Annotated in this window: 20 protein-coding genes; 10 read left to right on the top strand and 10 right to left on the bottom strand. The window is 65.7% G+C overall.

The window, feature by feature from the left end; translation table 11 throughout:
• Positions 1 to 351 precede the first annotated feature (351 nt).
• The 3 genes from ACZ0BA_RS25960 to ACZ0BA_RS25950 all read right to left on the bottom strand — a co-directional run bounded on the left by ACZ0BA_RS25960 (position 352) and on the right by ACZ0BA_RS25950 (position 4,996).
• Entirely contained in the window at positions 352 to 2,229 is a 1,878-nt protein-coding gene (locus ACZ0BA_RS25960; protein WP_463453994.1) for a Mu transposase C-terminal domain-containing protein, read from the bottom strand.
• A complete protein-coding gene (locus ACZ0BA_RS25955) occupies positions 2,229 to 2,360 on the bottom strand; it encodes a hypothetical protein (RefSeq protein ID WP_463453993.1) in 132 nt (43 codons plus the stop codon). Before ACZ0BA_RS25955 ends, ACZ0BA_RS25960 begins: the two co-directional genes overlap by 1 nt.
• Positions 2,361 to 2,674: 314 nt before the next feature.
• Positions 2,675 to 4,996: a DEAD/DEAH box helicase gene (locus ACZ0BA_RS25950; RefSeq protein ID WP_463453992.1), complete on the bottom strand. Its 2,322-nt coding sequence runs from the start codon at positions 4,994 to 4,996 to the stop codon at positions 2,675 to 2,677.
• Between the two features lie 210 nt (positions 4,997 to 5,206).
• Here ACZ0BA_RS25950 and ACZ0BA_RS25945 point away from each other — a divergent pair, with 210 nt between their 5' ends.
• On the top strand, positions 5,207 to 6,202 hold the full coding sequence (locus ACZ0BA_RS25945; protein ID WP_463453991.1) for an alpha/beta fold hydrolase: 996 nt from the start codon (positions 5,207 to 5,209) through the stop codon (positions 6,200 to 6,202).
• Positions 6,203 to 6,305: 103 nt separating this feature from the next.
• On the opposite strand, the gene ACZ0BA_RS25940 is transcribed toward ACZ0BA_RS25945, so the two are convergent.
• Positions 6,306 to 6,572 (bottom strand): hypothetical protein, encoded by a 267-nt coding sequence (locus tag ACZ0BA_RS25940; RefSeq protein ID WP_463453990.1) that lies wholly within the window; start codon positions 6,570 to 6,572, stop codon positions 6,306 to 6,308.
• Between the two features lie 64 nt (positions 6,573 to 6,636).
• Positions 6,637 to 6,927: a hypothetical protein gene (locus ACZ0BA_RS25935; protein ID WP_463453989.1), complete on the bottom strand. Its 291-nt coding sequence runs from the start codon at positions 6,925 to 6,927 to the stop codon at positions 6,637 to 6,639.
• A 215-nt stretch (positions 6,928 to 7,142) separates the two neighbouring features.
• Between ACZ0BA_RS25935 and ACZ0BA_RS25930 the strand changes: the two genes are divergently transcribed.
• The 4 genes from ACZ0BA_RS25930 to ACZ0BA_RS25915 all read left to right on the top strand — a co-directional run bounded on the left by ACZ0BA_RS25930 (position 7,143) and on the right by ACZ0BA_RS25915 (position 13,447).
• Entirely contained in the window at positions 7,143 to 8,777 is a 1,635-nt protein-coding gene (locus ACZ0BA_RS25930; RefSeq protein WP_463453987.1) for a M28 family peptidase, read from the top strand.
• 104 nt (positions 8,778 to 8,881) lie between these two features.
• The gene (locus ACZ0BA_RS25925) at positions 8,882 to 12,202 is read left to right on the top strand and encodes a DUF6701 domain-containing protein (protein WP_463453985.1); all 3,321 of its coding nucleotides are present in this window, start codon (positions 8,882 to 8,884) and stop codon (positions 12,200 to 12,202) included.
• Between the two features lie 90 nt (positions 12,203 to 12,292).
• The gene (locus ACZ0BA_RS25920) at positions 12,293 to 12,994 is read left to right on the top strand and encodes a dienelactone hydrolase family protein (RefSeq protein WP_463453984.1); all 702 of its coding nucleotides are present in this window, start codon (positions 12,293 to 12,295) and stop codon (positions 12,992 to 12,994) included.
• A 9-nt stretch (positions 12,995 to 13,003) separates the two neighbouring features.
• On the top strand, positions 13,004 to 13,447 hold the full coding sequence (locus ACZ0BA_RS25915; RefSeq protein ID WP_463453983.1) for an acyl-CoA thioesterase: 444 nt from the start codon (positions 13,004 to 13,006) through the stop codon (positions 13,445 to 13,447).
• Positions 13,448 to 13,463: 16 nt separating this feature from the next.
• Here ACZ0BA_RS25915 and ACZ0BA_RS25910 read toward each other — a convergent pair whose 3' ends face one another.
• Entirely contained in the window at positions 13,464 to 13,958 is a 495-nt protein-coding gene (locus tag ACZ0BA_RS25910; RefSeq protein ID WP_463453982.1) for a DUF3016 domain-containing protein, read from the bottom strand.
• Positions 13,959 to 14,283: 325 nt separating this feature from the next.
• Here ACZ0BA_RS25910 and ACZ0BA_RS25905 point away from each other — a divergent pair, with 325 nt between their 5' ends.
• From ACZ0BA_RS25905 to ACZ0BA_RS25885, 5 genes are all read left to right on the top strand, one after another.
• Positions 14,284 to 15,789 (top strand): DUF3369 domain-containing protein, encoded by a 1,506-nt coding sequence (locus ACZ0BA_RS25905; RefSeq protein ID WP_463453981.1) that lies wholly within the window; start codon positions 14,284 to 14,286, stop codon positions 15,787 to 15,789.
• Positions 15,790 to 15,876: 87 nt separating this feature from the next.
• Positions 15,877 to 18,357 carry a TonB-dependent receptor plug domain-containing protein gene (locus tag ACZ0BA_RS25900; protein ID WP_463453979.1) on the top strand — a complete coding sequence of 827 codons (2,481 nt, stop codon included), beginning with the start codon at positions 15,877 to 15,879 and terminating at the stop codon, positions 18,355 to 18,357.
• A gap of 24 nt (positions 18,358 to 18,381) precedes the next feature.
• Positions 18,382 to 19,314: an SAM hydrolase/SAM-dependent halogenase family protein gene (locus ACZ0BA_RS25895; protein WP_463453978.1), complete on the top strand. Its 933-nt coding sequence runs from the start codon at positions 18,382 to 18,384 to the stop codon at positions 19,312 to 19,314.
• Positions 19,311 to 19,766, top strand: coding sequence for a nuclear transport factor 2 family protein (locus tag ACZ0BA_RS25890; RefSeq protein ID WP_463453977.1), 456 nt, complete (start codon positions 19,311 to 19,313; stop codon positions 19,764 to 19,766). The genes ACZ0BA_RS25895 and ACZ0BA_RS25890 overlap by 4 nt, the downstream gene beginning before the upstream one ends.
• Before the next feature lie 194 nt (positions 19,767 to 19,960).
• Positions 19,961 to 21,430 carry a hypothetical protein gene (locus ACZ0BA_RS25885; protein ID WP_463453976.1) on the top strand — a complete coding sequence of 490 codons (1,470 nt, stop codon included), beginning with the start codon at positions 19,961 to 19,963 and terminating at the stop codon, positions 21,428 to 21,430.
• A gap of 47 nt (positions 21,431 to 21,477) precedes the next feature.
• Here ACZ0BA_RS25885 and ACZ0BA_RS25880 read toward each other — a convergent pair whose 3' ends face one another.
• From ACZ0BA_RS25880 to ACZ0BA_RS25865, 4 genes are all read right to left on the bottom strand, one after another.
• The gene (locus tag ACZ0BA_RS25880) at positions 21,478 to 21,840 is read right to left on the bottom strand and encodes an antibiotic biosynthesis monooxygenase family protein (protein ID WP_463454833.1); all 363 of its coding nucleotides are present in this window, start codon (positions 21,838 to 21,840) and stop codon (positions 21,478 to 21,480) included.
• Positions 21,840 to 23,027: a cytochrome P450 gene (locus tag ACZ0BA_RS25875; RefSeq protein ID WP_463453974.1), complete on the bottom strand. Its 1,188-nt coding sequence runs from the start codon at positions 23,025 to 23,027 to the stop codon at positions 21,840 to 21,842. Before ACZ0BA_RS25875 ends, ACZ0BA_RS25880 begins: the two co-directional genes overlap by 1 nt.
• A gap of 99 nt (positions 23,028 to 23,126) precedes the next feature.
• Positions 23,127 to 23,633, bottom strand: coding sequence for a nuclear transport factor 2 family protein (locus ACZ0BA_RS25870; RefSeq protein WP_463453973.1), 507 nt, complete (start codon positions 23,631 to 23,633; stop codon positions 23,127 to 23,129).
• Between the two features lie 12 nt (positions 23,634 to 23,645).
• Positions 23,646 to 25,589, bottom strand: a complete 1,944-nt coding sequence (locus tag ACZ0BA_RS25865) for a GAF domain-containing sensor histidine kinase (protein ID WP_463453972.1) — start codon at positions 25,587 to 25,589, stop codon at positions 23,646 to 23,648.
• Positions 25,590 to 25,678 lie beyond the last annotated feature (89 nt).

The raw sequence follows: 25,678 nt of genomic DNA, 5'->3' as shown, positions 1-25,678 counted from the left end.
ACTTGCTTGCCCATAGTTCCAATCTAGCAAGGCGCGTGCCATACGGAACAAACAAAACAAACATGCTTCATGCCGAAGGAAAGCCTTATGCCATCAGGGCTCCCGTTATCGAACAATGTTTTTACATGGCCGAAGGCGGCACACTTGAGCCGTCGCGAAAAGCGCTACCGGCGACGAACTTTATTTGCGTGAAACGGACTTTATTCGGCGCGCGGCGCGGCCCGCGAGCGTGGGCATGGCGGGCCGGCGGCGGCGTGCGGCGGCGGCGCGCACCAGCAAGTGGCAGGCATCGAAACAGGGAATCGGAGGATGCACGACGCTGGACCGCGCCGCGCGCAAACAGACGGAAACTCAGCCCGCGAAGCTGACCAGCACCGGCGCGCCGCCGCGCGCCGACGACAGCGGTGCGGGCGACGCCGCCGACCCGCGCGGCAGGCGGGCGATTTCCTCGGCCGACAGGTGCCGCTGGGCGGCGCAGGCGTCGTCCATGTGGCAGGCGTGGAACTGCATCGGCGCGGCCGGATCGAGCAGGTAGATCATGTCCAGGTTGGACGGATCGTAGGCCACCTTGACGCTCCACGGGCCGCGCAGGCGCGCGCGGTCGAACCAGCGTTCGTTGATGGCGCGCGCGCAGGTGTAAGTACTTTCGAACAGGCGGATGCCGTCGGTGCCCACCTGCGCCGCCGCCACCGGCATCAGGCTGCAGCGGATCAGGTGCTCGGGATAGGTTTTGAGGCTGCCGCCGCGATGGGCCACACCCCAGTCCCACAGTTGGCGCGGGGTGGCGTTGCCGGCATGGCGCAGCGGGTGGCGGTTGTTGTAATACAGGATGCAGTCGATGACGATGCGGGTGAACTGCTCCAGATCGAGCACGCCGTCGAGCCGGCACGGCGCGCCCTCGTCGTCCGGCGCCAGCAGGCGGAAGCGTTTTTCCAGCACCGCCTTCCAGTCGCCCGGGCCGTCGTCGACGGCGACGCAGCGCAGGTTGAAGTTGTTGAGCAAGGCCGGGTCCATGCCCCCCTCGCCGCCGTCGCGGGCGGCTGTCAGCGCGGCGTTGGCGAACAGGGTTTCGGGCAGGTGGCGGCACGGCCATTGCGCCGCCTCGATGCGGCGGCCGAACTGCTGGCTGTAGCGCTGCTTGTCGGCGCCGCAGTTGGCCAGCGCCAGCATCGCCTGCGGCCAGCTGGCCGGCCCCAGGCCGATATAGACGCCGGTGACCAGGCGGCTGAACGAATCGAGCGCGAGATAGATGCGCGGGCGGCCGATCGCCTGCCGGCGGTCGGCGCGCGAGACCAGCCGCACCTCGGCGCAGACGGCGTCGAGGTAGAAGCCGGCGCCGGGACGGCCCGGCGGCAGCGTCTGCGGCGACAGCGCGGCCGGCTGGCCGTTGACGGAGGACGGCACGCCGGCGGCGGGCTGCCAGGGCGCGGCCGCGCCGTCGCTGCGGCGCGCCACCTCGGGCGGACGGTCGTCGTCGTGGTCGAGCCAGTAGTTGAACTGGCCGAACGTCGGCAGCACGGCGCTGCGCGCGGCCGGCGTGGTCAGGACGCGGCCCGATTCCTCGTCGATGCGGCGCTCGACGAAGAACTCGTCGAGCATCTGTTCATAGGCGCCCAGGCGCGAAAACTTGGCGTGGCCGGCAGCGTAGCGTGCGATGGCGACGCGGAAGGTGCGGCGGATCTCCTCGTCGGCGTTCAGGCCGGGACCTTCGTCGGCGCCGTTCTTGCGCGGGCGTCCGCGCTTGATGCCGGCCGAGGCCTGGCGCACCTTGCCCTTGCCGCCCGAATTGCAGTAGTCCGGCAGCAGCGCGTTGGGGGTTTGGCCGCGCTGCCAGTAGCGGCGCAGGTAGCGGTAGATGGTCGGATGCGAGACGCCATGGGTGCCGGTGGCGCGGGCGATCAGCTGGCCGCGCTGGCGGGCCTCGTAGATGCCCGGCTCGAGCGCCACCAGCGGTTCGATGATCTCCCAGGCGCGCGCCCGCAGTTGCAGGTGCTTCGGCGGCAGCAGGTCCTGGCTGACCACCATCAGATAAGGGTCGGCCGGCAGCACGCTGGCGCGGCCGGCCCGGATGTCGGCGTGCAGCACCGACAGTTGGACGAGTTCTACATCGGCCGAGCGGGCCGCCACGTCGAAGACATAGGCGTGGCTCTGCTCGGGAGCGATCCACAAAATGCGGACGGTGCGCGGAGACGGATGCGTATAGTGCAGCAGATCGTTCCGCAGTAACATCAGCGCCCCTTGACGGTAAATGGCTTGGTATCGACGATGATCGCGTACGGGCCGGCCTGATTATGCTCGCGCAGCATCTGCGGCTTGAGCGAATCGACAAAGATGTTCCACAGCTTCCTGAATGATGTCATCTCAATGCTCCGATCTAAACGACTTGTCTCCAGGTGGAGGCGCCTCGCATTGCGCACCTTTTATAGGGATGTGCTATCACATATGCAATAAGCGGGCCAGCCTTGCCGTCGAGCAGCTTCTCCTATGAGAGTGATTCATGCGGGGTTTTTCCGGGGTCGGGTTTGCGTCCGGTCAAGCTTTGTTTTGGTGCAACGCAACAGCTGCGCGCACCTTGTCTGTGCAACAACAAGATCGGTGCGGCGCAATGCAAAAACGGGACCTCGCGGCCCCGTTCTGGTGTGTTGACAGCGACGGGCATGACGCCCGCACCGCTTTAGTATTTCTTGCCGGCCGGCTTTTTCTTCGGCGGCGTCGACTTGCCCGATTCGGGCGGCATGCGGTCCGCGTGACTGATTTTCAGCTGCGCGCCGCCGACCCAGACCTTGCCGAGGTGCTTGAACAGCTCGTCGGGCATGCCGTCAGGCAGCTCGACCATGCTGTAGGTGTCGAAGATCTCGATGCGGCCGATGTGCTTGGCCTCCAGCCCGGCCTCGTTGGCGATGGCGCCGACGATGTTGGACGGGGTGGCGGCGTTGTTGCTGCCCACTTCGATGCGGAAGGCGCTCATCGGCAAGGAGACCTTGCCCGGCTTTTCCTTTTTCTTCTTCGGCGCGGCGTCGTCCAGTTCCGTAGCGTCGACGCGGGCGGCGCGCGCCAGCGGCGAGGCGGCCGGCTTGTCGGCCGCGCGGGCGGCTGGCTGCGCGGCGGCCGGCGCCCGGGCCGGGGCGGCGGCTTTGGCCGGCGCCGGACGGGCAGGAGCGGTCGAAGCCGCCGAACCCGGGGCCGATGCCGCCGGGGCGCCGTCGCCGCCATCGCGGCTGATGCGCAGCTGCTGTCCCGCGACCTTGATGCCGGCCAGGTGATCGAGCACGTCGCCGGTCAGGTTGTCGGGCATATCGAGCACGCTGTAGTCGTCGTAGATCTCGATGCGGCCGATGTGCTTGGAGTCGATGCCGCCCTCGTTGGCAATGGCGCCGACGATGTTACCCGGCTTGACGCCGTGCTGGTAGCCCACTTCGATGCGGAAGGTCTGCATGCCCGGATCGGCGGCGCGCACCACGCGTTCCTTTTTCGGGAAGCGGTCGGCGCGGTCCGGACGCTCGGCGCGGTCGCCGCGGTCGAAACGGTCGCCGCGGTCGAAACGGTCGCCGCGATCAGCACGATCGCCGCGGTCGGGGCGGTCGGGGCGGTCGCCACGGTCATGGCGCTCGAAGCCGACCTGTCGGCCCGGGCGTTCGTCCCAGGTGGCGGCGGCGGTCTGCTGCTTCTTATCGAGCAGCAGCGGCACGTCGCCGCGCGCCATCTTGGCCAGCGCTGCGGCGATCTCGATCGCCGGGATGTTTTGTTCGCGCTCGAAGTCCTCGATCAGCGACTGGAACTGTTCCAGCTCGCCCTGGGCCAGGGTTTCGCTGATCTGCGACTTGAATTTGGCGATGCGCACGTCGTTGACGGCCTGGATGGTCGGCAGCTCGAGCATGCCGATCGGCTGGCGGGTGGCGCGCTCGATCGATTTGAGCAGGTTCTTCTCGCGCGGCGTGATGAACAGGATCGCCTCGCCGCTGCGGCCGGCGCGGCCGGTGCGGCCGATGCGGTGGGTATAGCTTTCCGGATCGTGCGGCACGTCGTAGTTGACCACGTGGCTGATGCGCTCGACGTCCAGGCCGCGCGCGGCGACGTCGGTGGCGACCAGGATGTCGATCTTGCCGTCCTTGAGCTGCTGGATGGTGCGCTCGCGCTGCGCCTGCTGGATGTCGCCGTTGATGGCGGCGGCCGAGAAGCCGCGCGCCTGCAGCTTGCTGGCCAGTTCCTCGGTTCCGAGCTTGGTGCGCGAGAAGATGATCATGCCGTCGAAGTTTTCCGCTTCCAGGATGCGGGTCAGCGCGTCGAGCTTGTGCATGCCCGACACCAGCCAGTAGCGCTGGCGGATGTTCTCGGCGGTGCCGGTCTTGGCGGCCACGGTGATTTCCTTCGGGCTGCGCAGGTAGGTGTTGGCGATGCGGCGGATCGCCGACGGCATCGTCGCCGAGAACAGCGCGGTCTGGCGGCTGTCGGGCGTCTCCTGCAGGATGCGCTCGACGTCGTCGATAAAGCCCATGCGCAGCATCTCGTCGGCCTCGTCGAGCACCAGCGTTTTCAGTTTGGAGAGGTCGAGCGAACCCTTGTCCAGGTGGTCGATGACGCGGCCCGGGGTGCCGACGACGACGTGCACGCCGCGGCGCAGCGCCGACAGTTGCGGCCCGTAGCTTTGGCCGCCGTAGATCGGCAGCACGTGGAAGCCGGGAATATGCGCGGCGTAGGTCTGGAAGGCTTCGGCCACTTGAATCGCCAGTTCGCGGGTCGGCGCCAGCACCAGCGCCTGCGGCGAGGTTTGCTTGATGTCGATGCGCGACAGGATCGGCAGCGCGAAGGCGGCGGTTTTACCGGTGCCGGTCTGCGCCTGGCCCAGCACGTCGAGGTTCTCGAGCAGCAGCGGGATGGTGGCGGCCTGGATCGGCGACGGCGTCTCGTAGCCGACGTCCTTGAGGGCCTTGATCAGCGGCGCGCTCAGGTTCAGATCGGCAAAAAGGGTGATGGGGGAGGTTGGGGTGTCAGACATGGCGTCACTCACAAGTATGTTCGAATCGCCTAATTGCGAAAGAAATTTGGGCGTAGTTTACTCTGTCTCGCCGGTTTCAGCCTTTTTTTGGGTGAAAACGCCTGCTTTGCGGGTAAATTAAGGGCAAATTAAGGCTGATCCGACTGTTCTGGATTGCCGTCCTATCGTGCGCGCCCTATATTGGCCGCTCCCCCGCCCCTGGAGAATGCCATGCCGTCCATCCGTTCCGCCATCCTGGCCGCCGCTGTCGTGGCGAGCGCCCCCGCCCTCGCCGCCACCTACGGCCCCCAGCTCGAAGGCTTCGCCTACCCGCACAAGCTGCAGTACTACGCTTTCACGTCGCAAGGCAAGGACCTGCAGATGGCGTACATGGACGTGGCGCCCACGGCCAAGGCCAACGGCAAGACGGCGGTCCTCCTGCACGGCAAGAACTTCTGCGGCGCGACCTGGGAACAGACCATCACCGCCCTGAGCGCGGCCGGCTACCGCGTGGTGGCGCCCGACCAGATCGGATTCTGCGCCTCGAGCAAGCCGGAACACTATCAATACAGCTTCCAGCAGCTGGCCGCCAACACCGAGGCGCTGTTAAAGAGCATCGGCGTCAAACAGGCGGCCATCGTCGGCCACTCGACCGGCGGCATGCTGGCCACGCGCTATGCGCTGATGTATCCGGAAGCGGTGTCGCGGCTGGTGATGGTCAATCCGATCGGCCTGGAAGACTGGAAGGCGCTGGGCGTGCCGGCGCGCAGCGTCGACCAATGGTACGAACGCGAATTGAAGATGACGGCCGATGGCGTGCGCGCCTACGAGAAATCGACCTATTATGTGGGACGCTGGAAGCCGGAGTACGAGCGCTGGGTCGACATGCTGGCCGGGATGAACGCGGGGCCGGGCAAGAAAATCGTGGCGTGGAACTCGGCGCTGATCTACGACATGATCTACACGCAGCCAGTGGTCTATGAATTTCCGCTCTTGAAGGTGCCGACCTCGTTGCTCATCGGCGACGCCGACACCACCGCCATCGGCAGCGACATCGCGCCGCCGGCCGTCAAGGCGAAAATCGGCAAGTACGAGGTGCTGGGCAAGCAGGTCGCCAGGCAAATCCCGAATGCGCATCTGGTGGAATTCAAGGGCATGGGCCACGCGCCGCAGATGGAAGATCCGGCCGCGTTCCACCGCGCGCTGCTGGAGGAGCTGAACCGATAAAAAAAAGAGACGGGGCGTATCCCGTCTCTTTTTTCTTGCACCGCCCAGGCCCGAAGGTCCGGGGCGGCACGTCATGCGCTAGCTGATGATGCCTGCGACTTGATTACTTGACTGGCGCTGGAGCAGCTGGAGCCGCCGGAGTTGCCGGCTCCGCAGGCGCTGGCTTGGCAGCTTTTTCAGCCTTGGCCTTCTTGTGATGCGCTTTCTTTGCCGCGGTGTGCTCATGCGGCGCGGCCGGTGCGGCTGGCGTTGCGGCGGGTGCGGCGACCGGAGCTGCCGGTGCTGCAGGGGTGGCCGGGGTTGCAGGGGCCTGGGCGAAGGCGGCGCCTGCGAACAGGGTGGCGATCAGGGTAGCGGTAATCTTCTTCATGATATAAATCCTCTTAAAACGGTGTAAATTATTTAAATTATTTTAGTAAAACTGACCCTTTTTTTTACTTCTTCACTGCCACTTCTTTCACTTCTTTGGTTTCAACCGTCGTAGCCGTCGAGGTAGCGGGGGCAGCGACTTTGGATTCTTTGGTTTCCTTGACCGTCTTGACCTTGTGCGCGCCGTGCTTGTCGGCTTTGGCTTCGGTCTTCACTTCGGTCTTGGTGGTGGTGGTCTTTGCTTCGGCGGCGACGGCTGGTTTGGTCTCAGGCGTGGCGGGAGCGGCGGCTGGCGCCTGTGCGAAGGCTGCGGTGGCGAACAGGCCGGCGATCAGGGAAGCGATAATTTTGGTCATGATGTGTTTCCTTTTTCTGGTTTCGGCAGCGGGACCATCCCGTGTCGCATGAGCAGAAAACGGGCCGCGATCCGGATGAGTTGACCGTCCTTACAACCTCTTACCGACTCTTACACTCGCTTACAAACGGTCGAAAATCCAGTAAGATATCCCGCGTCAGCCGAACAACCCACAAGAACCCCGAGCACCCCAAGCCACACAACCCAGGAACCCCTATGCGTCTTACAGTGTTAGCCCTCGCCGCCGGTATCGCCTTCCAGGCTACGGCCCAAGCCCAGTCCCCGAGCCAACCACCGGTCATCGCCGAGGCGCCGCTGCGCGCCCACCTGTCCTTCCTGGCCGACGACCTGTTCGAAGGCCGCGGCACCGGCCAGCGCGGCGGCGACCTGACCGTGCGCTATCTGGAGACGCAGGCCGCCATCATCGGCCTCAAACCGCTGGCCGGCGGCGGCTACCGCCAGTCCGTCAAGATCGAGGGCACCAAACTGCTGCCCGGCAGCCTGGTGCGCTTCGACGCCGGCGGCAAGACCATCGCGCCCAAGACCGGCACCGAGATCGTGTTCGGCACCATGAGCGGCAAGCAGGACGTCACCGTCGACGCCCCGCTGGTGTTCGTCGGCTACGGCGCCAGCGCGCCGGAGGAAAAGTGGGACGACTACAAGGACGTCGACGTGAAGGGCAAGATCCTGGTCATGATGGTCAACGACCCGCAGCCGACCGCCGAGGAGCCCAACCGCTTCGCCGGCAAGGCCTACACCTATTACGGACGCTGGCTGTACAAGTTCGAAGAGGCGGTGCGGCGCGGCGCGGCCGGCGCGCTGCTGATCCACACCACGCCGTCGGCCTCCTATCCATGGAGCGTGCCGGCCAACAGCTTTGGCCACGAACGCTTCCACCTGGCCGGCAAGGGCAACCCGGTCGAGGGCTGGCTGCAGGAAGACACCGCGCGCGCGCTGTTTGCCGCCGCCGGTTTCGACCTGGACGACTTGCGTGCCAAGGCCGAGCGGCGCGACTTCACGCCGGTCGACCTGAAGATCAAGGCCCACGCCGAGGTACGCAGCGCCGTGCGCCAGATCGAACAGTTCAACGTGGCCGGCATCGTGCCCGGCACCGACGCCAAGCTGAAAGAACAGGCGGTGATCTATTCGGCCCACTGGGACCACCTTGGCATCGACGAGGGCGTGCGCCGCGACGACAAGACCGACCATACCTACAACGGCGCCATCGACAACGCGTCGGGCACCGCCGCGCTGCTGGTGATGGCCGCCGAGGCGGTCAAGCATCCGGCCAAACGCACCCAGATCTTCCTGTGGCCGGCGGCCGAGGAACAGGGCCTGTTGGGCAGCGCCGCCTACGTGCAAAACCCGGCCTGGCCGCTCGACAAGACCACCGCCGATCTCAACCTCGACAGCATGAACTTCGTCGGCAAGACCAGCGACATCGGCGTCGCCGGCGCCGAGCGCAGCAGCCTGTACGACACCGCCGGCGCGGTCGCCAAGAAAATGGGCCTGACCCTGGCGCCGGCCATTCCCGACCTGTCGGGCGCCTTCTTCCGCGCCGACCATTTCAATTTTGCCAAGGCCGGCGTGCCCGCGTTCAACGTCGGCTCGGCCGTGTTTTCCGGCGACGGCCACTTCACCTTCGTCAAGGACCTCGAGCCTTCGCGCGCCAAGCTGGTCGCTTTCAAGAAGGACTACCATCAGGTCAGCGACGAGTACCGCCCCGAGTGGGATTTGTCGGGCATGGTGCAGCAGGCGCAATTCACGCTGAACCTGGGCTACGCGGTGGCCAACGCCCCTGCCATGCAGACCTGGAAGGCCGGCGACGCCTTCGGCAAGGTCAAGCGCTAACGACGGCGCAACCGGGCGCCGGTCTATCTGGCCGGCGTCTGATATATGCCACAGAGCAACACCTGAAACGCCCTATAATGCTGACAGGCATGTTCGGGTGGCGTATGACTTTCAATTTCTTCAGGCTTGTCGTTTTATTCACGACGCCCGCGCTGCGGCGTGCCGGCGTCGCCCTCGCGCGCCTGCCGCTTTCGCTGGTGCCGGCCTTCTGGCTGACGCTGGCGCTGGCGCTGCTGTCGGCGGCCAATGGCGCACGCGCCGCCACCGACGCCTTCGATGGCGGCCAGGTCACCGGTTGCAAACGCGCCAACACCACCTACACCTGCGACACCCTGTCGCAAGCGAACGACATCACCATCGCCAGCGGCTATACGGTGGTGGTCGGCACCGACGTTGCCTTCACCTACTTCCAGGTACTGAAGATGAGCGGCAGCGCCGTGCTGCGCGCCACCGGCGACCTCGACCTGCGCGGCCTGCAGACCGCCAACACGCAGGTGGCCGGCGGCACGCTGCGCGCCAGTGACGCCTTCCTGCTGGGCGCCAACGACCAAACCGTGACCGCCAACGTCGTCGCCGCCACCATCACCACCGGCGGACCGTCGACCCGCATCAACGGCAACGTCACCCTCAGCGGCGACGCCAACCTCGGCTCGAGCACGACCATCACCGGCACGCTGTCGGCGGCGACGGTGACGGCCGGCGCCAGCCTGCGCATCGACGGCGGCATCGCCGCCAGCGGCACCGTCAACCTGAGCTCGAGCAGCGCCATCAAGGGCGGCATCACCGGCATCGCCGGCGTCAACGGCGGCAGGAGCGGCGCCGTCACCACCGGCTCCGGCTCGACCATCACCGGCAACATCGTCGCCTCGGCCTTCACCTTGGCCTCGGGCAGCACGCTGGCCGGCGACATCAACGCCCCCACGGTCGAGCTGAGCGCGGCCAACGCCATCGTCACCGGCAACATCACCGCCACCACCTCGCTGGTGGTCGGCAGCGGCGCCAGCGTCACCGGCAAGATCGACTCGCCCAAGGTCGATCTGAACGCCTCCGGCGTCACCATCAAGGGCGACATCAACGCCGGCACCTCGCTCACGATTGGCAGTGGCAACACCGTCAACGGCAACCTCACCGGCACCACGTTGACGATCGCCGCGTCCAACGTCATCGTCAACGGCAATGTCACGATGAAGGGGGACGTCGACATCGGCTCGGGCGCCACCATCAACGGCGACCTGTCGGCGCGCAACGTCACCACCCACGCCTCCGGCGACAACATCAACGGCAACGCCTCCGTCAACGCCATCTTCCTCGACTATGGCGCCACCGTCGGCAAGACCATCACCTGCACCGGTCCCGGCGCGGTCGGCTGCAGCTGCGTCACCAAGGCCGACAGCAACTACCAGCCCAGCTGCGGCGCCCCGCCCGCCTCGCAGGCCCACCACATCCAGATCAGCCACGGCGGCAGCGCCCTCACCTGCCAGCCAGAACCGGTCACGCTGACCGCCTGCGCCAACGCCGCCTGCACGGCGCCCCATTACAACGGCGCCACCCAGGTGACCTTGCAGCCTGGCGGCGGCGTCTTCACCATCAGCGGCGGCACCAACAACGCCGCCTCGGTGCGCCAGACCACGGCCGGCACGGCCATCCTGTCGGCCAGCGGCGGCGCCAACCCCAGCACCTGCGTCAACAGCGCCAACGGCGCCGCCCCGTGCCAGATGGTGTTCAAAGACGATGGCCTGAGCATCTCGGCGCCCGACCATGTCGCCATGACCGACGCCAGTGTCACGGTGCAGGCGCTCAAATCGGTCAACGGCGGCAAGAGTTGCGTGCCGCTGGTGGCCAACCAAACGGTCAACGTCAACTTCAGCTGCACCTACAGCAATCCGACCGCGGCCAAGGCGGCCAATGTGCCGCTGTGGCTGCGCGACAAGAACGCCGCCAGCGCGATCGCGGTCGCTTGCGGCGGCGCCGGCGCGGGCGTGCCGCTGGCGTTCGACGCCAACGGCGCGGCCGCCGCCAACCTGCAATATGCCGAGGTCGGCACCGTCGCGCTCAAGGCCGCCTACCTCGCGGGCGGCCTCGGCGCAAGCAGCCCCGACAGTGTCACGTTCACCGCCGCCCCGGCCGGCTTCACGCTCACCGCCAAACGCGTGGCGACCGCGCCGGCGCTGGCCGCCGGCGTGTTCGCCAAGGCGAGCGAACCGTTTACGTTGACGGTCAAAGCCGTCAACAAGAAAGGCGACGTCACCACCAACTTCGGTAAGGAGCTCACGCCCGAGAACATCAAGATCGAACCGGTCGTCATCGAACCGGTCGTGATCGCCCCGGCCATCGCTGCCGGCAAGCTGTCCGACCCCACCCAGCCCATCGTCAACGGCGTCGCCACCGACACCTATACCTTCGACGAGACCGGCACGGTCAAGCTGACCGCGCGGCTCGAGCGGCTCAGCGGCTACTACATGAACAACGCCAGCACCGGCTTCAAGACCACCGGCGAGACCGCATCCCAGCGCTTCATCCCCGACCATTTCGACACCGTGCTGATGACCAAAACGGAGATTGACGCGCTGCCGGCCAGCCGGCCCGACGCCCGCGTCATGAGCTGCGCCAACCTGGCCGCCATCAACCGGCCGTGCCCGGACGCGGCGGGCAGCTTCATCAACGCCGGCCAGCCGTTCCTGGTCAAGGTGCTCGCTTACACCGGCCCCGGCGCTTCGGCCGCTCTCTCTAAAAACTACACCGGCGCGTCGGCCAGGCCGATCACGCTGACGGCGGTGACGGCCGCCGGCGTCCCCACGGCGACCGTGCTCTGGAGCGGAACCGCCCTGCCCCGCTATGGTTTCAGCGCCGGCGTCGGCATGCCGGCCGACCCGGTTGGCAATCTGCCCAAGGTCGATCTGGGCGCGGTCTACCCGAACAAAGTGGCGCCCGTGACCGTCGCCCTGCGCGCGTCCGACAGCGAGGATGCCACCTCGAACCGCGGCACCGTCTCCGTCGAAGCGCCGCTCACGGTGGTCAGCGGCCGATTGGCACTGGGCAACAGCTTCGGCGCCCCCGCCGCCGCCCAGCCGGTCGGCGCCGCGGCCGAGTACTACATGGGCGCCAACGTCGGCTGGGTATTCAACCCCCAGATGAAGGTCAGCGCCCCATTGAGCGCGACCGCAGCGGTCTTCAGCAAGTGCGACAAGGGACTTAATACCGCCCAGTGCGGTTCGATGCGGGTCGCCATGCCGCCAAACCAGCTCGACCTCGTCAACGGCAGCGGCACCTTCCGCGTCACGCCGCCGAACCCGGCGCCGACCACCATCGGCACCGCCGAGGTGTCCCTGGGCACGCTGATCCCCTACCTGCCGAGCGGCCAGGGCCACCTGACTTTCGGCATCTACCGCTCCGGCCCGGTGATCTACCGGCGCGAGGCGTACTGAGCGCTGCCCGCCGCGCCACCCAACCGGGCGCGCTGCAAGGGCGCGCGAAACAAGGTACGATGGCCGCTTTCTGCCCCTACAAGGAACGCCATGGAAACCAATTCGAAGTGGATCGACGTCGACACCGCCGACGGCAAGTTTGAAGCCTACCTGTCGCTGCCGCGCTCGGGCAAAGGCCCCGGCATCGTGTTGCTGCAGGAAATCTTCGGCGTCAACCAGCACATCCGCAACGTCGCCGACCAGTACGCCGCCGACGGCTACGTGGTGCTGGCGCCGGATCTGTTCTGGCGCGAGGGCGCCCACATCGAACTGGCCTACGACGGCGACGGCTGGAAGCGCGCCGTCGAACTGATGAACGCCACCGACGTCGACAAGGCCCAGGCCGACATCGCCGCCACCGTCAAGTCGCTGCGCGCGCTCGACGCCGTCGGCGGCCAGAAGGTCGCCTCGGTTGGCTTCTGCTTCGGCGGCAAGCTGTCGTACCACACGCTGGCCAACGGCCTGGTCGACGCCGCCGTGTGCTACTACGGCGGCGGCATCCAGAATTCGCTCGAGCGCGCCGACCAGATCAAGTCGCCGATGCTGATGCACTTCGGCGGCGCCGACAGCCACATCCCGGCCGACGCCGTCAAAAGCATCGCCGAACGCTTCGACAGCAACGACCAGGTCGAGATCCACGTCTACGAGGGCGCCGAGCACGGCTTCAACTGCAACCACCGCGACAGCTACCAGCAGCGCGCCGCCGCCCAGGCGCACGGCCACACGCTGGTGTTTCTTGGCGAACAGCTGTAAAGGGGCGCCATGGCACGCCTGACGCTGGACTTCCCGGACGACCAGTTCTATTTCGAGACCCGCATGACGGTGCGCAGCACCGACATCAACGCCGCCAACCATCTGGGCAACGACTCGATGGTGTCGATGCTGTCCGAGGCGCGCGCGCTGTTCCTGGCGCACTTCGGCGCGCCGGAGATCGACGCCGACGGCCTGGGCACCATCGTCACCGACCTGGCGACGACGTTCCGGGCCGAGGCGCACGCGCGCGACCTGCTGCTGTTTGAGGTGGGGGTGATGGACTTCAACCAGTACGGCGGCGACCTGGTGTTCCGGGTCACGCGCCCGGCAGACGGCAAGCTGATCGCCATGGCCAAGTATGGCTTTGTGTTCTTCAACTTCCAGAGCGGCCGGGTCGCGACCATGCCGCCGGCCTTCCTGGCCCACTTCCCCAAGGTCAACCGGCTCGGCTGACGGCCGGCCCGGCGGCTCAGCGGCTGGCCACCTTCGGCACGATGGTCTTGCCGAACCACTCGTCGATCATCTGTTTCTCGTAGCGCAGCGCGTCGCTGTCCGAATGGCGGCCCATGCGCTGCTGGTAATTCATGTTCGACAGGCGCTCGTCGCCGCTGCGCAAGGTCTGGCCGTTCTCTTCCAGCGTATAGCGCAGGTGCATCTGCGGCCAGTCGGCGCCGCCCCGCATGATGCGGATATCCTCGCCACCGCTGCGGCGCGGCCACAGCTGTCCGGCCAGGTCGATGTCGAGCACCTCGATCTTCAGGTTCTGGCCGGCCGGCAACTGCTTGTTCAGCGAGGCGAAATACTGCGCGAAATCCTTTTGCAGGCGCTCGCGCTCGATCTGGCTGCGCGGCATGTCGGTAAATTCCTCCGGCTTGACGAACGTGACGCTCACGTCCGCCCACGCGGCGCCGCTGGCCAGCAGCGACAGGGCGGCGGCCAGCAAGGGTTTGGTCATCAGGCGCATTTTGCTACTCCTTCACGAATTCGGTTCGGATCTTCGACTAATAAATATAGACCTTTTCCGCCGACCCCGCCGCGCCTGAATCGATTTGTTACCAATACCCGCGCTGGCCCGCCCCGATTAAAATTTTTCACTTCGGGATAGCAAAATTGTCGGAATCAAAGTATTGTTCGGCATATACGTAGTGTTACGTGAAACCAACACCACGCCGCTCCCGCCCGATAGTGTTGTGCAAAGCAACAGGAAATTTTATTGCTTGTTGTTAATGGCGTTGGAGACGATTACAATCGAAAACTAATCCATACGTCATTTAGCGGAACGTTCCCTTATGTCCTTTTTGTCATCTGCCTCGCCCAAGTTAGCGCCGTGGAAAGTTCTGTTGGTCGATGACGAACCGGACATCCACGACATCACCAAACTGACCTTGAGCCGCTTCCGCCTCGACGGCCGCGCGCTCAGCTTCGTGCACGCCTACAGCGGCGCCGAAGCCAAGGAAGTGCTGGCGCGCGAAACCGACATCGCGCTGGTGTTCCTCGACGTGGTGATGGAAAAAGAGGACAGCGGGCTCGAAGTGGCGCGCTGGATGCGCCAGGACCTCGACAACCAGTTCACCCGCATCGTGCTGCGCACCGGCCAGCCCGGCCAGGCGCCCGAGGAAAGGGTGATCGTCAACTACGACATCAACGACTACAAAGAGAAGACCGAGCTCGACCGCACAAAGTTGTTCACCACCACCTTTGCCGCGCTGCGCGCCTACCGCGACATCATGAAGGTCGAGGACGCCCGCCGGGCCCAGGCCAACTACCGCGAAGGCCTGGAACGCGTGATCGCCGCCTCGGCCCACATCTTCCAGCAACGCAACCTCAAAGACTTCGCCAACGGCCTGCTGCAGCAAGTGGTCGCGCTGCTGCGCCTCGAGCACAGCATGCTGCTGCGCCTGCGCGGCGCCACCGCTTTCGGCGGCGAACAGGAATACGAAGTGCTGGCGCAGATCGGCGACGACGACGGCACCCTGCTCAGCGACGCCGTGCTGGCCCAGCTCGACGCGGCCAAGAGCAACAAGATCTCGCGCGTCGAGGGCGACACCTACATCGGCTACTTCCCCAACAACAGCGGCAAGGCCTCGCTGCTGATCCTCAAGGGCGTCGACGAAATCTCCGAGATCGACACCAAGCTGCTGGAGGTGTTCTGCTCCGGCGTCGCCATCGCCTTCGACAACATCCTGCTGACCCAGGAGATCACCGACACCCAGGCCGAGCTGATCCTGCGCCTGGGCGACGTGGTCGAATCGCGCTCCAACGAGGCCGGCAACCACGTGCGCCGCATGGCCGAGGTGTGCCACCTGCTGGCCACCGCCGCCGGCATGCCGGAAGACGAGACGGCCGTGCTGCGCCACGCCGCGCCGATGCACGACATCGGCAAGATCGCCACGCCGGACGCGGTGCTGCTCAAGCCGGGCAAGCTCGACGCTGCCGAATGGGAAATCATGAAGCAGCACCCAACGGTCGGCCTGTCGATCCTGGACGGCTCGCAGCGGCCTATCCTCAAGGCGGCGGCCGTCATCGCCCACCAGCACCATGAAAAATTCGACGGCAGCGGCTACCCGCAGGGGTTGAAGGGCCACGACATCCACCTGTACGCGCGCATCGTCGCCGTCGCCGACGTCTTCGACGCGCTGATGCACAAGCGCTGTTACAAGGACGCCTGGCCGATCGAGAAGGTGGTCGAGCACCTGCGCGAGGTGGCCGGCCAGCACCTCGACCCGGTGTATGTCGACCTGCTGGTGCAAAACATCGACCAGGCCGTCGCCATCAACGAGCGCTTCCCGGATTAAGCCGCATAAGCATATTTGCAATCGGTTGTTGTTGAAACGAATTCCTTGCTCGTAAGATACTGGTCCAGACCAAGCAAGGAATCCGTCATGCCGCGCCACACCCGCCCCCAGTTGCCCCTGCGCCGCAGCGTCATCGCCTGCGCGCTGTTGCTCTCCTCGTTGCCTGCCGCCCAGGCGCAAGACACGCCCGTCGCTGACACCGCCGCCATCGACCAGGTCACCGTGGTCGGCTCGCGCGCGCGCAACCGCACCGTGTTCGACAGCGCCGTGCCGATCGACCGCTTCGGCCAGCGCGAGGTGGAAACCGCGCTGGCCAGCGGCGACCTCGGCGCCGCGCTGCAAAGCCTGTCGCCGTCGATCAACTTCCCGCGCATCGAATCGAGCGGCGCGGCCGACTCGGTGCGCGGCATCCAGCTGCGTGGCCTGGCGCCCGACCAGGTGCTGGTGCTGATCAACGGCAAACGCCGCCATGCCAGCGCCGTGCTTGACACCGAAAGCAGCTTTGCCGGCACCGTGCCGGTCGACGTCAACGCGATTCCGCCGGGCGCCATCGACCACATTGAAATCCTGCGCGACGGCGCCGGCGCCCAATACGGCAGCGACGCCGTCGCCGGCGTCATCAACATCGTGCTCAAAAAGGCGCGCGCCGGCGGCTCGGCCTCGGTCAGCTACGGCGCCAACCACACCGACTTCAAGCCCACCAACGACACCAAGACCGACGGCCAGACCACCATCGTCAGCGCCGACTACGGCGTGCCGGTGGGCGACGCCGGCTTCATGCGCTTCGGCGCCGAAACGCGCGACCGCAACCCGACCAACCGCGCCGGCGCCAGCGACGCCGGCTGGACCTCGTGGAACGCGACGCCGCAAGACCTGGCGCTCGACGGCCAGGTGGTGTTCAAATCGGGCGACTCGCAGCAAAAAAACCACTACCTGTTCTACAACGCGCTGGTGCCGTTGGGCGCGGGCGCAGGTATCGATGCCTACTCGTTCGCCACCGTCAACAAACGCAAGTCCGACGGCAGCGCCTACTTCCGCTACCCGGGCGACCCGTCCAACGTGGCGGCCATCTACCCGAACGGCTACCGTCCCAACACCAACGGCGACATGACCGACACCAGCGTCGTCGCTGGCCTGCGCCTGGCCAGCGGCGCCTGGAACTGGGACCTGAGCGCGCGCCACGGCGGCAACAAGTTCGACTACGACCTGTCCAATTCGGTCAACGCCTCGCTGGGCGCGGCCAGCCCGACCAGCTTCCACCTGGCCACCTTCGACTTCAAGCAAAACGCCGTCAACGCCGACGTCACGCGCGAGCTGGACCTGGGCATCGGCGCGCCGGTCAACCTGGCGCTGGGCGCCGAGTACATGCGCGAGAGCTACCACAGCTCGCCGGGCGACCCGGCGTCGTACGCCGCCGGAACCGAACCGTTCGCGCCACCGGGCGCGCAGGCCGGTCCGGGCCTGCGCCCGCAGGACGCGTTCGACGGCAGCCGCTCGATCCGCTCGGTCTACGCCGACATCGAAAGCGACATCACCAGCCGCCTGCTGCTCGGCGCGGCCGCCCGCTACTCGGACTACAGCGACTTCGGCAGCGCCAGCACCGGCAAGCTGTCGGCGCGCTACAAACTGAGCGACGGCTTCCTGTTCCGTGGCTCGCTGTCGAACAGCTTCCGCGCGCCGGCGCTGGTGCAAACCGGCTTCCGCTTCTCGACCTTGAACTTCAACCAAGACGGCAGCGCGCTGCAAACGGCCTCGCTGCTGCCGGCCAGCGACCCGCTGGCGCGCGCGTTTGGCGCCGAATCGCTCAAACCGGAGAAGTCGACCAACCTGTCGATCGGCGCCGCCTGGCGTCCACAGCGCAGCACCAGCGTCACGCTGGATGCCTACCGCATCAAGATCCGCGACCGCATCACCCGTACCAGCGACCTGCAAAGCGACGCCGCCACCGCCTACCTGGCCGGCATCGGCCGCACCGACATCCAGTCGGTGGCCTACCTGGCGAACCTGCTCGACACCACCACCACCGGCCTGGACGCGGTGGTCAACCACGACCTGCCGTTCGCCGGCGGCAAGCTCGATTTGAACGCAGCGCTCAACCTGAACAAGACCCGCATCGACAAGGCGCGCCAGAGCTCGGCAGCGCTGTCGCAGATCGACCCCGACCTGACATTGTTGACCGACATGAGCCTGTTCCGCATCCGCAACGCCTCGCCCAGGAACAAGCTGGTGCTGAGCGCCGACTGGCAGGCGGCGCAATGGAGCCTGCAAGCGAAGGCCACGCGCTTCGGTCCGCTCAAGGACTTCTCGTACGACCAGGACGCCGAAGTCATCGACGGCGTCAACGCCCAGCGCTTCGGCGCCGTCTGGACGCTGGATCTGGAGGCGCAATACAAGCTGACCAAGCAGCTGACGTTGGCCGTCGGCGGCGACAACATCCTCGACCGCTACCCGCAGCGCGTGCGCCAGACCAACAACGCCACCTACGGCGGCGCGTTGCCGTACAATTTTATTAATCCGATCGGGCTCAACGGCGCCTATTTCTACGGCCGCGTACGCTACACTTTCTAAGCTCAACATTAATTCGGGAACAACATGAAGCTCTCCAAACTGCTCGCCACCGCCTGCCTCGGCGCTTTACTCACGGCCCAGGCCGCAGTCCACGCGGCCCCCGCCGACGCCAAAAACGCGCTGGTGCTGATGTCCGACTTCGGCACCTCCGACGGCGCCGTCTCGGCGATGCACGGCGTCGCCTTTGGCGTCGACCCGACCTTGCAGGTGTCCGACCTGACCCACAACATCCCCGACTACGACATCTGGCTCGGCGGCTACCGCCTGTACCAGACCGCCAACTACTGGCCCAAGGGCAGCGTGTTCGTCTCGGTGATCGACCCCGGCGTCGGCACCGCGCGCAAGTCGGTCGTGCTCAAGACCAGGGAAGGCCGCTACTTCGTCGGTCCCGACAACGGCCAGTTCACCTTGATCGCCGAGCGCGACGGCGTGGCCGAACTGCGCGAGATCGACGAAAAGGTCAACCGCCTGGCCGGCTCCGGCGAGTCCTACACCTTCCACGGCCGCGATGTGTACGCCTACGTCGGCGCGCGCCTGGCGTCGGGCGCCATCACCTTCGAGCAGGTCGGCCCGGTGCTGCCGAGCGAGTCGGTGGTCAAGATCGCCTACCAGAAGGCCGTCCGCCAGGGCAACACCATTCGCGGCATCATCCCGGTGCTGGACGTCAAGTACGGCAACGTCTGGACCAACATTCCAAAGGCGCTGTTCGACGAACTGAAGGTCGGCCTGCATGAGCAGGTACAAGTGCGCATCCTGCACAACGGCAAGCAGATCGACAAAGTGATCGCACCGTTCGAGCACACCTTCGGCGGCGTCGCCAAGGGCAAGCCGCTGGTCTACCTCAACAGCCTGCTGGACGTGGCCATCGCCATCAGCCAGGGCAACTACGCTGCCAAGCACAAGATCGAATCGGGCATCGACTGGGAAGTGGAAATCACCAAGGTGCCGTCGAAATGAAAACCGGTCTGCTGGCGTGGGCGTGCGCGCTGTCGCTGAACGCGCTCGCCGCGCCGTGCCTGCCGACCGCCGACCTGATCGAACGCGACCGGCAGTACGAGGAAGCGCTGCGCGTCGGCGACGTCGCCTTCCTCGACCGCTGGCTGGCGGACGATTACGTGTGGGTGCACAATCTGGCGTCGCAGACGGAAGGCAAGGCGGTGGTGCTGGAGCGTTCGAAGAAGCCCGCCGTCGTGCACAAATCGCGCGCCACCAGCGACGTCCACGCCCACATTGCCGGCGACACGGTCGTGCTGCGCGGCCTGAGCACGGTCGAGCAATGGAACGCCGACGGCAAAACCTGGCGCAGCAACCGCTACCAGTTCATGCGCACTTACGTCAACGTCAGTGGCGAATGCAAACTGCTGTCCGTGCAAACGATGAAGGTATGGTCCAGCCCGGCTAGCGAATAACCAGCGTAACCAGCGGGGTCAAGTCTGTCATTCGGACACAAGCTCAACAACCAGCGGGGTCAAGTCTGTCATTCGAACACAAGCTCAACAGCCTACGCCTGGGGCCGTGTCCGAATGACAGACTTGACCCTCGCAGATGCGGAACTGATATCGGTTACTATCTTGTCAACTCAACTTTGCCGATGTCACCATTCATGACTGTCTACAAGAAGCACCAGCTCCGCCTTCTGCCCCTGGCCTTGGCCGCGTTCGCCACGCCGTGCTTTGGCGCTACCGACTGGAACGCCATCGCCCAGGCCGACATGAAGTTCGCCATCGACAAGGTGCGCAGCGGCCACGCGGGCAGCGTCAGCGGTCAGATCGATGTCACGGCGCCGCTGGAAGCCGGCGCCCGCACCGGTATGCTGGAAGCGGCCGACGCCAAGACCGAGCAGGACTATAAGCGTGCGCTGGTGCGCTTCATCAACGGCTTCGGCGATCCGCATACCGCCATCCAGCTCGGCCTGACGACCAAAGCCTGGACCGGCATCGTGCTCGATCACGTCGACGGCAAATTCCGCGTGGTCTGGTCGGAACCCAACTGGCCGCAAGCGCTGCCGCCGCGCGGCGCCATCGTGCAGAGCTGCGACAACGTCTGGACCGGCACCTACCTGAAAAGCAATGTCGCGCCGTTCAGCAATCACAGCCTCGAGTACACCACCACGCTGAGCGAGCTGGCGCGCAAATCGATGTTCGACGTCGGCCTCGGCTGGACGCCAAAGCAATGCCTCTTCCAGCACGCCGACGGCAGCACCCGCCAATACGCGCTGCCGCTGCGCGCGCTGGACGACGGCATCGGCAAAGAGCGCCTCGACGCGGTACGCAAAAGCTACCAGGCCAAGGCGCGGCCGGTCGGCGTCTACCGGCTGGCGGCGGACAAGCAATGGGTGGGCATGCCCGACTTCAACGGCGGGTCCTCCGGCGACGCCTACACCGCGCTGTACCCGAAGTTGACCGCTCTCAAGAACACCGGCTGGATCGTCTTCGACCTGCGCGGCAACGGCGGTGGCGATTCCAGCTGGGGCAACCGCGCCCTGCAGGCGCTGTACGGCGAGGCGTACGGCGAAAACTTGGGCAACACGGCGGCCTACATTAAATCGCTGACCGCCGACCAGGCCACCATCGACCTGTACCGGCGCTATGCCGGGCTCAAGGAGTTTGCCGCCTCCAAGCCGGAGTTTGAACGAGTCATCCTGAAACTCGAAGCATCGTTGGCCAGGCACGAACCACTGGCGCAGGTCGACTACACCAGCAGGGAAGAAGCTGCGGCCATCGCCGCCAAGGTCAGCCGCCGGCCGGGCGGTCCGCGCGTGGCCGCCGTGATCGACCGTGGCTGCTTCAGCTCCTGCATGAACTTCGTGCAGCAGATCGCGTCGATGGCCGACACGGTGCTGCTGGGCGAACCGACCATCGGCTACTCGCCGTACGGCGAAAACGGCCAACACAAGCTGCCCAGCGGCCAAGGCGCGATTGTCGTCCCGTCGGCGATCTACACCGCTTTCCAGGCCACGCGCGAACCGTTCGTCCCGGCGGTACGCTACGAAGGCAACATGGCCGACGACGAAAAGCTGATGACATGGGTAAACGACACGCTAACCCGCATGACGCCAAATAGCCCGAGATAGACCCCGGAATGACGTACGGCGGATTAGCGCAGCGTAATCCGCCAAGCTCAGTTCGCGGCTCCGGCAGGTCCGTGCGCAACACGACTATCCTCCGGCGCCTGCGCCCGCTCAACCAATCCATAGTCGCGTATCACACCCGCGATGCGCAACCGATAATCGGCAAAAACCCCCGCCCTGCCCTGCGACTGCGCGGCGCGATGCTCCTCCGTATTGCGCCACAGCCGCACCGCCTCCTCATCGCGCCAGAACGACAGCGACAGAATCTTGTCCGGCTGGCTCAAACTCTGAAACCGCTCGATGGACACAAAGCCATCGATGCCGGACAGCAGCGGCGCCAGATCCGCCGCCAGCGCCAGATACTGCTGCCGCGCGTGCGCATGCGGCACAACCTCAAAAATAACAGCGATCATCACTGCTCCTCCGATCCGACATCAAAGAACTCCGGCAAGCGCGCATTGGCCGACCGCCGATAGTCCCAGCCAAGTCCCGCCCGCGCCAGCGCCGCCGGCAACGCCAGCAAATGCCGCACGGCCACCGTAGCGATCACAAACGCCAAACTCTGCCCCGGACAAGCATGACGCCCATGTCCAAACCCGGCCAGCGGACGATCCGGCCGCTCCAGCAGAAACGCATCCGGCCGCGTATGGACGTGCTCGTCACGCGCGGCTGCGGCCAGCAGGAGCAAGACGGCATCGCCCGGCTGCAACGTCACGCCTGCCACGCCCGTCGCCTGCGCGACAAAGCGCCGCGTATTCTGCACCGGAGGATCGAAGCGCGCCACCTCCCGCACCAGCGCCGCCGCCAGCCCCGGCTCCGCGCGCAAACGCCGCTCCAGCCCAGGCTGCCTGAGCAACGCCACGATGCAATTACCAATCAGTCCGGCGGTGGCCTCATGGGTTTGCGACAGCAGCCCGATAACATTGGCGACGATAGCCTCTTGCGCGCGCCAGCCCTCGTCGGCGGCGCGCCGGCACAGCTCGCCCAGCAGCGTGCCACGCGTCACCGCGCCCGAGCGCACAACCCCGGAAAATTGCTGGTTCAAGGCTTGCGCGGCGGTGTTCGCCTGGCTCAGTTGTTCGGCCGTCGACAACGGCGACAGGCAACGCACGAACTCGGCCACCGACTGCGCCACCAGCGGCAGTTCCGCGTCGCCGGTGCCCAGCAGCTCGGCCACCACATAGGTGGGCAAATCGAATATCCAGCGCGTGATGGCGGCGCCGTCCGCCAACCCGTGCCGCAGCGCCAGCCGCGCCGCCAGGCGTTCGGTGTCACTGGCGACCGATGCCGCATCCACCGCCGCCAGCGCCTGCCCGATGACACGCTTGGGAACAACATGTCCGCGTCCGTCGTTCATGCGTATCAAGCGGGAGAAGATCGCGCCGGCGCTGGCGCCTTCAATCGCCGCCGGCACCGGCTCCGCGACCGGGCGCACCAGGCAAAACGGGTTCTCCAGCACTTGCCGGATCACGTCGTTCCGACTGGCGATCCACAGCCGCAGGCCGGCGTCGAAATACAGGTCGGGACCCGCCAGCAACTGGCGGTAATAAGGATAGGGATCGGGATGGCTGGCTGCGGCAACCGCGTTGGATGGATGCATGGACGTTTTCTGTTTGCTGGGGCGGCAGGGGTGCCACCCGGAAAACGTCCATGTTACGGATTGCGCCGCCCCGACACTTCGCTCAGTACCGAAGCATCATTACTTCGCGTCGGCGTGTTCGTAGCTGAAGATGCGGGAAAGCTTCCACTCTTTGCCCTGCAAGACCCAAAGTTGCGTGAAAATCGCCCTGCCGGCCAGGAACTCGGGTTTATCCTTTGGTACGACGATGAACTGGTGTTCGCCGGTCGACAGATAGCCGTAGACGACATCGTCTTTGCGCATCGGGAAAAATTTAACGGTGCCTGCAATCACCTCCCTGCGCAGGGTATGGTCGCCGCTGCCCATCTCGCTGTTGACGGCAGCCAGTGCCCTCTTGCCGATCAGCGTGCCGCCACGATCATGGTAAAACTCGACATCGTCGGCCAGGAAGGCGTTCATGGCAACCGGATCGGCGCGATTATAGGCACCCCAGTAGGCGTCGTCCGCTTGCCGGACGGCGGCCTCGGTATCGGCCGGTTTCGGTTCGGCGGCCACCGCATGCGCGTGCGCCACAACAAAAATCGCGGCCAAAAGAATCGAACGCAAACCCATCGAATTAAAAACCATGTCAGCGACCTCTTATTTTCGTTTGATCTTGGGGAAGCGCAGCTTGTAGTGCAGGCCCATGCCCGGCGCGCTGGCGACCTTGATGGTGCCGCCCAACGCACCGGTCACGAGATTGAACAGGATGTGCCCGCCCAACCCGCTGCCGCCCGAGCCGCGCTTGGTCGTAAAGAACGGATCGAACAACTGCGCCAGCGTGCCGGTGTCCATGCCGATGCCATCGTCGCTGTACTCGAAAACGACCGCATCGCCATCGAGCTTGCCGGTGATCTTGATCTTGCCCGGCTGCCCTTCCTCGTAACCGTGCACCAGCGAATTGACCACCATGTTGGTGACGATCTGCGACACCGCGCCGGGGAAGCTGGCCATCTCGATGCGGTCCTCGCAGTCGATCTCGACGGCGATAGGCTTGCCCTTGAGCTTGGGCTGCAGCGACAGCAGCACCTCATCGAGGTACTTGCGCAGGTTGAAGCTGCGGATATCGTCGGACGACTGGTCCACCGCCACCTGCTTGAAGCTGCGCACCAGCGCCGCCGCCCGCTGCGTGTTGGTGGTCATGATGCGCAGCGACTGGTCGATGATGTCGAAGAACTGGTTCAACCCATCCTCGTCGAGCACGCCCGCCGCCATGTCCTCGCGCGTCAGCTTGAGCTCCTCCACCAGATGGCTGGTGGCCGTCACGCAAATGCCCAGCGGCGTGTTGATCTCGTGCGCCACGCCGGCCACCAGGCGCCCCAGCGAGGCCAGCTTCTCTTGCCGCACCAATTCGCCCTGGGCGTCCTTGAGCGAGGTCAGCGCGCTTTCCAGCGCCGCGTTCTGCTCCTCCAGCGCGTCCTTGGCGCGGCGAATCTCGCGCTCGGCCTGCATGCGCGCGATCGCCACCGCGACGTGGCTGGCCATGAAGGCCAGGATGTCGAGGTCGCCCTGGGTGTAGATGACGGCGGCGTCGTAGCTCTGCACGATGATCACGCCATAGGCCTGGTCGCCCAGCAGCATGGGCGCGCCCATCCAGCTGGCGATATCGACGTTGCCCAGCGGCTGGGCGATCTCGCCGGCGGCCACCAGCGCGTTCAAGCCAGCCTTGTCGAGCATGGCCGCCTGCTTGTGGCGCAGGATGTACGAGGACATGCCGATGCCGAAATCGAAGCGCTTGACCGGCGCCTGGTCATCTTTTTCATCGACAAAATACGGGATGCTCACTTCCTCGGTGTCCGGATGATAGATCGCGATCAGGAAGTTCCGCGCCGGCACCAGTTCGCTGATGATGTCATGCAGCCGCGTGTTGAGCACATTGCCGCCGGCGGTCGTCGCCGACAGGTTGGCCAGCTCGTACAGCGCGCGCTGGATGGTCTCGGCGCGGCGCCGCTCGGCCACCTCGTGCGCCAGCAGCGCGGTGCGCTCCTGCACCGCCCGTTCGAGCCGGTCCATGCTTTGCAGGCCGCGCAGCGCGCTCGAGACGTGGTTGGCGATCAGCGCGAACAGCGCCTGGTCCTCTTCGCTGAAGGTGTGCAGCTTGTCGTAGCTTTGAATGACGATCGCGCCCAACACCTGGTGGTTCTGGTCCAGCAGCGGGCAGCCCATCCAGTGCTCGGCGATGGTGCCGATGCCGAAGCCGGCGTTGTCCTCGCGCTTGGAGACGTGTTCGGCCGCCGTCATGACGATCGGCTTGCCGCTGGTGACCACCGCCGCCGTCGGCGACTCGCCCGCCTTGAGCTCGAACAACTCGTCGCGGCTGGGCGGCTCGTCGACCTCGTCGACGAAATACACGAAGCGCACCTGGTTGACCGGTCCCTCGTGGTCGCTCAGCGCGACAAAGAAATTGGCCGCGTACATGATGCGGCCCAGCGCCGCGTGCACGGACTGCAAAAACTCGCTGATATCGGTGCAAGTGCTCGATTTCTGCCCGATTTCAAGCAACATCGACTGAACGGCTTCCAGGCGGGTGAGACGACTTTCCATCGAATTTCCTAAGTGGGATTGATGCACAGAGGAAATACTATCAGGTCAACGCCGCCTGCGGCCAGCGCTTGTCGCAGAAAGCAACGTTC

The organism is Duganella sp. AC917, from assembly GCF_979258245.1.
Note: the sequence above shows the minus strand (reverse complement) of the source record. Positions and strands in the feature narration are given on the sequence as shown.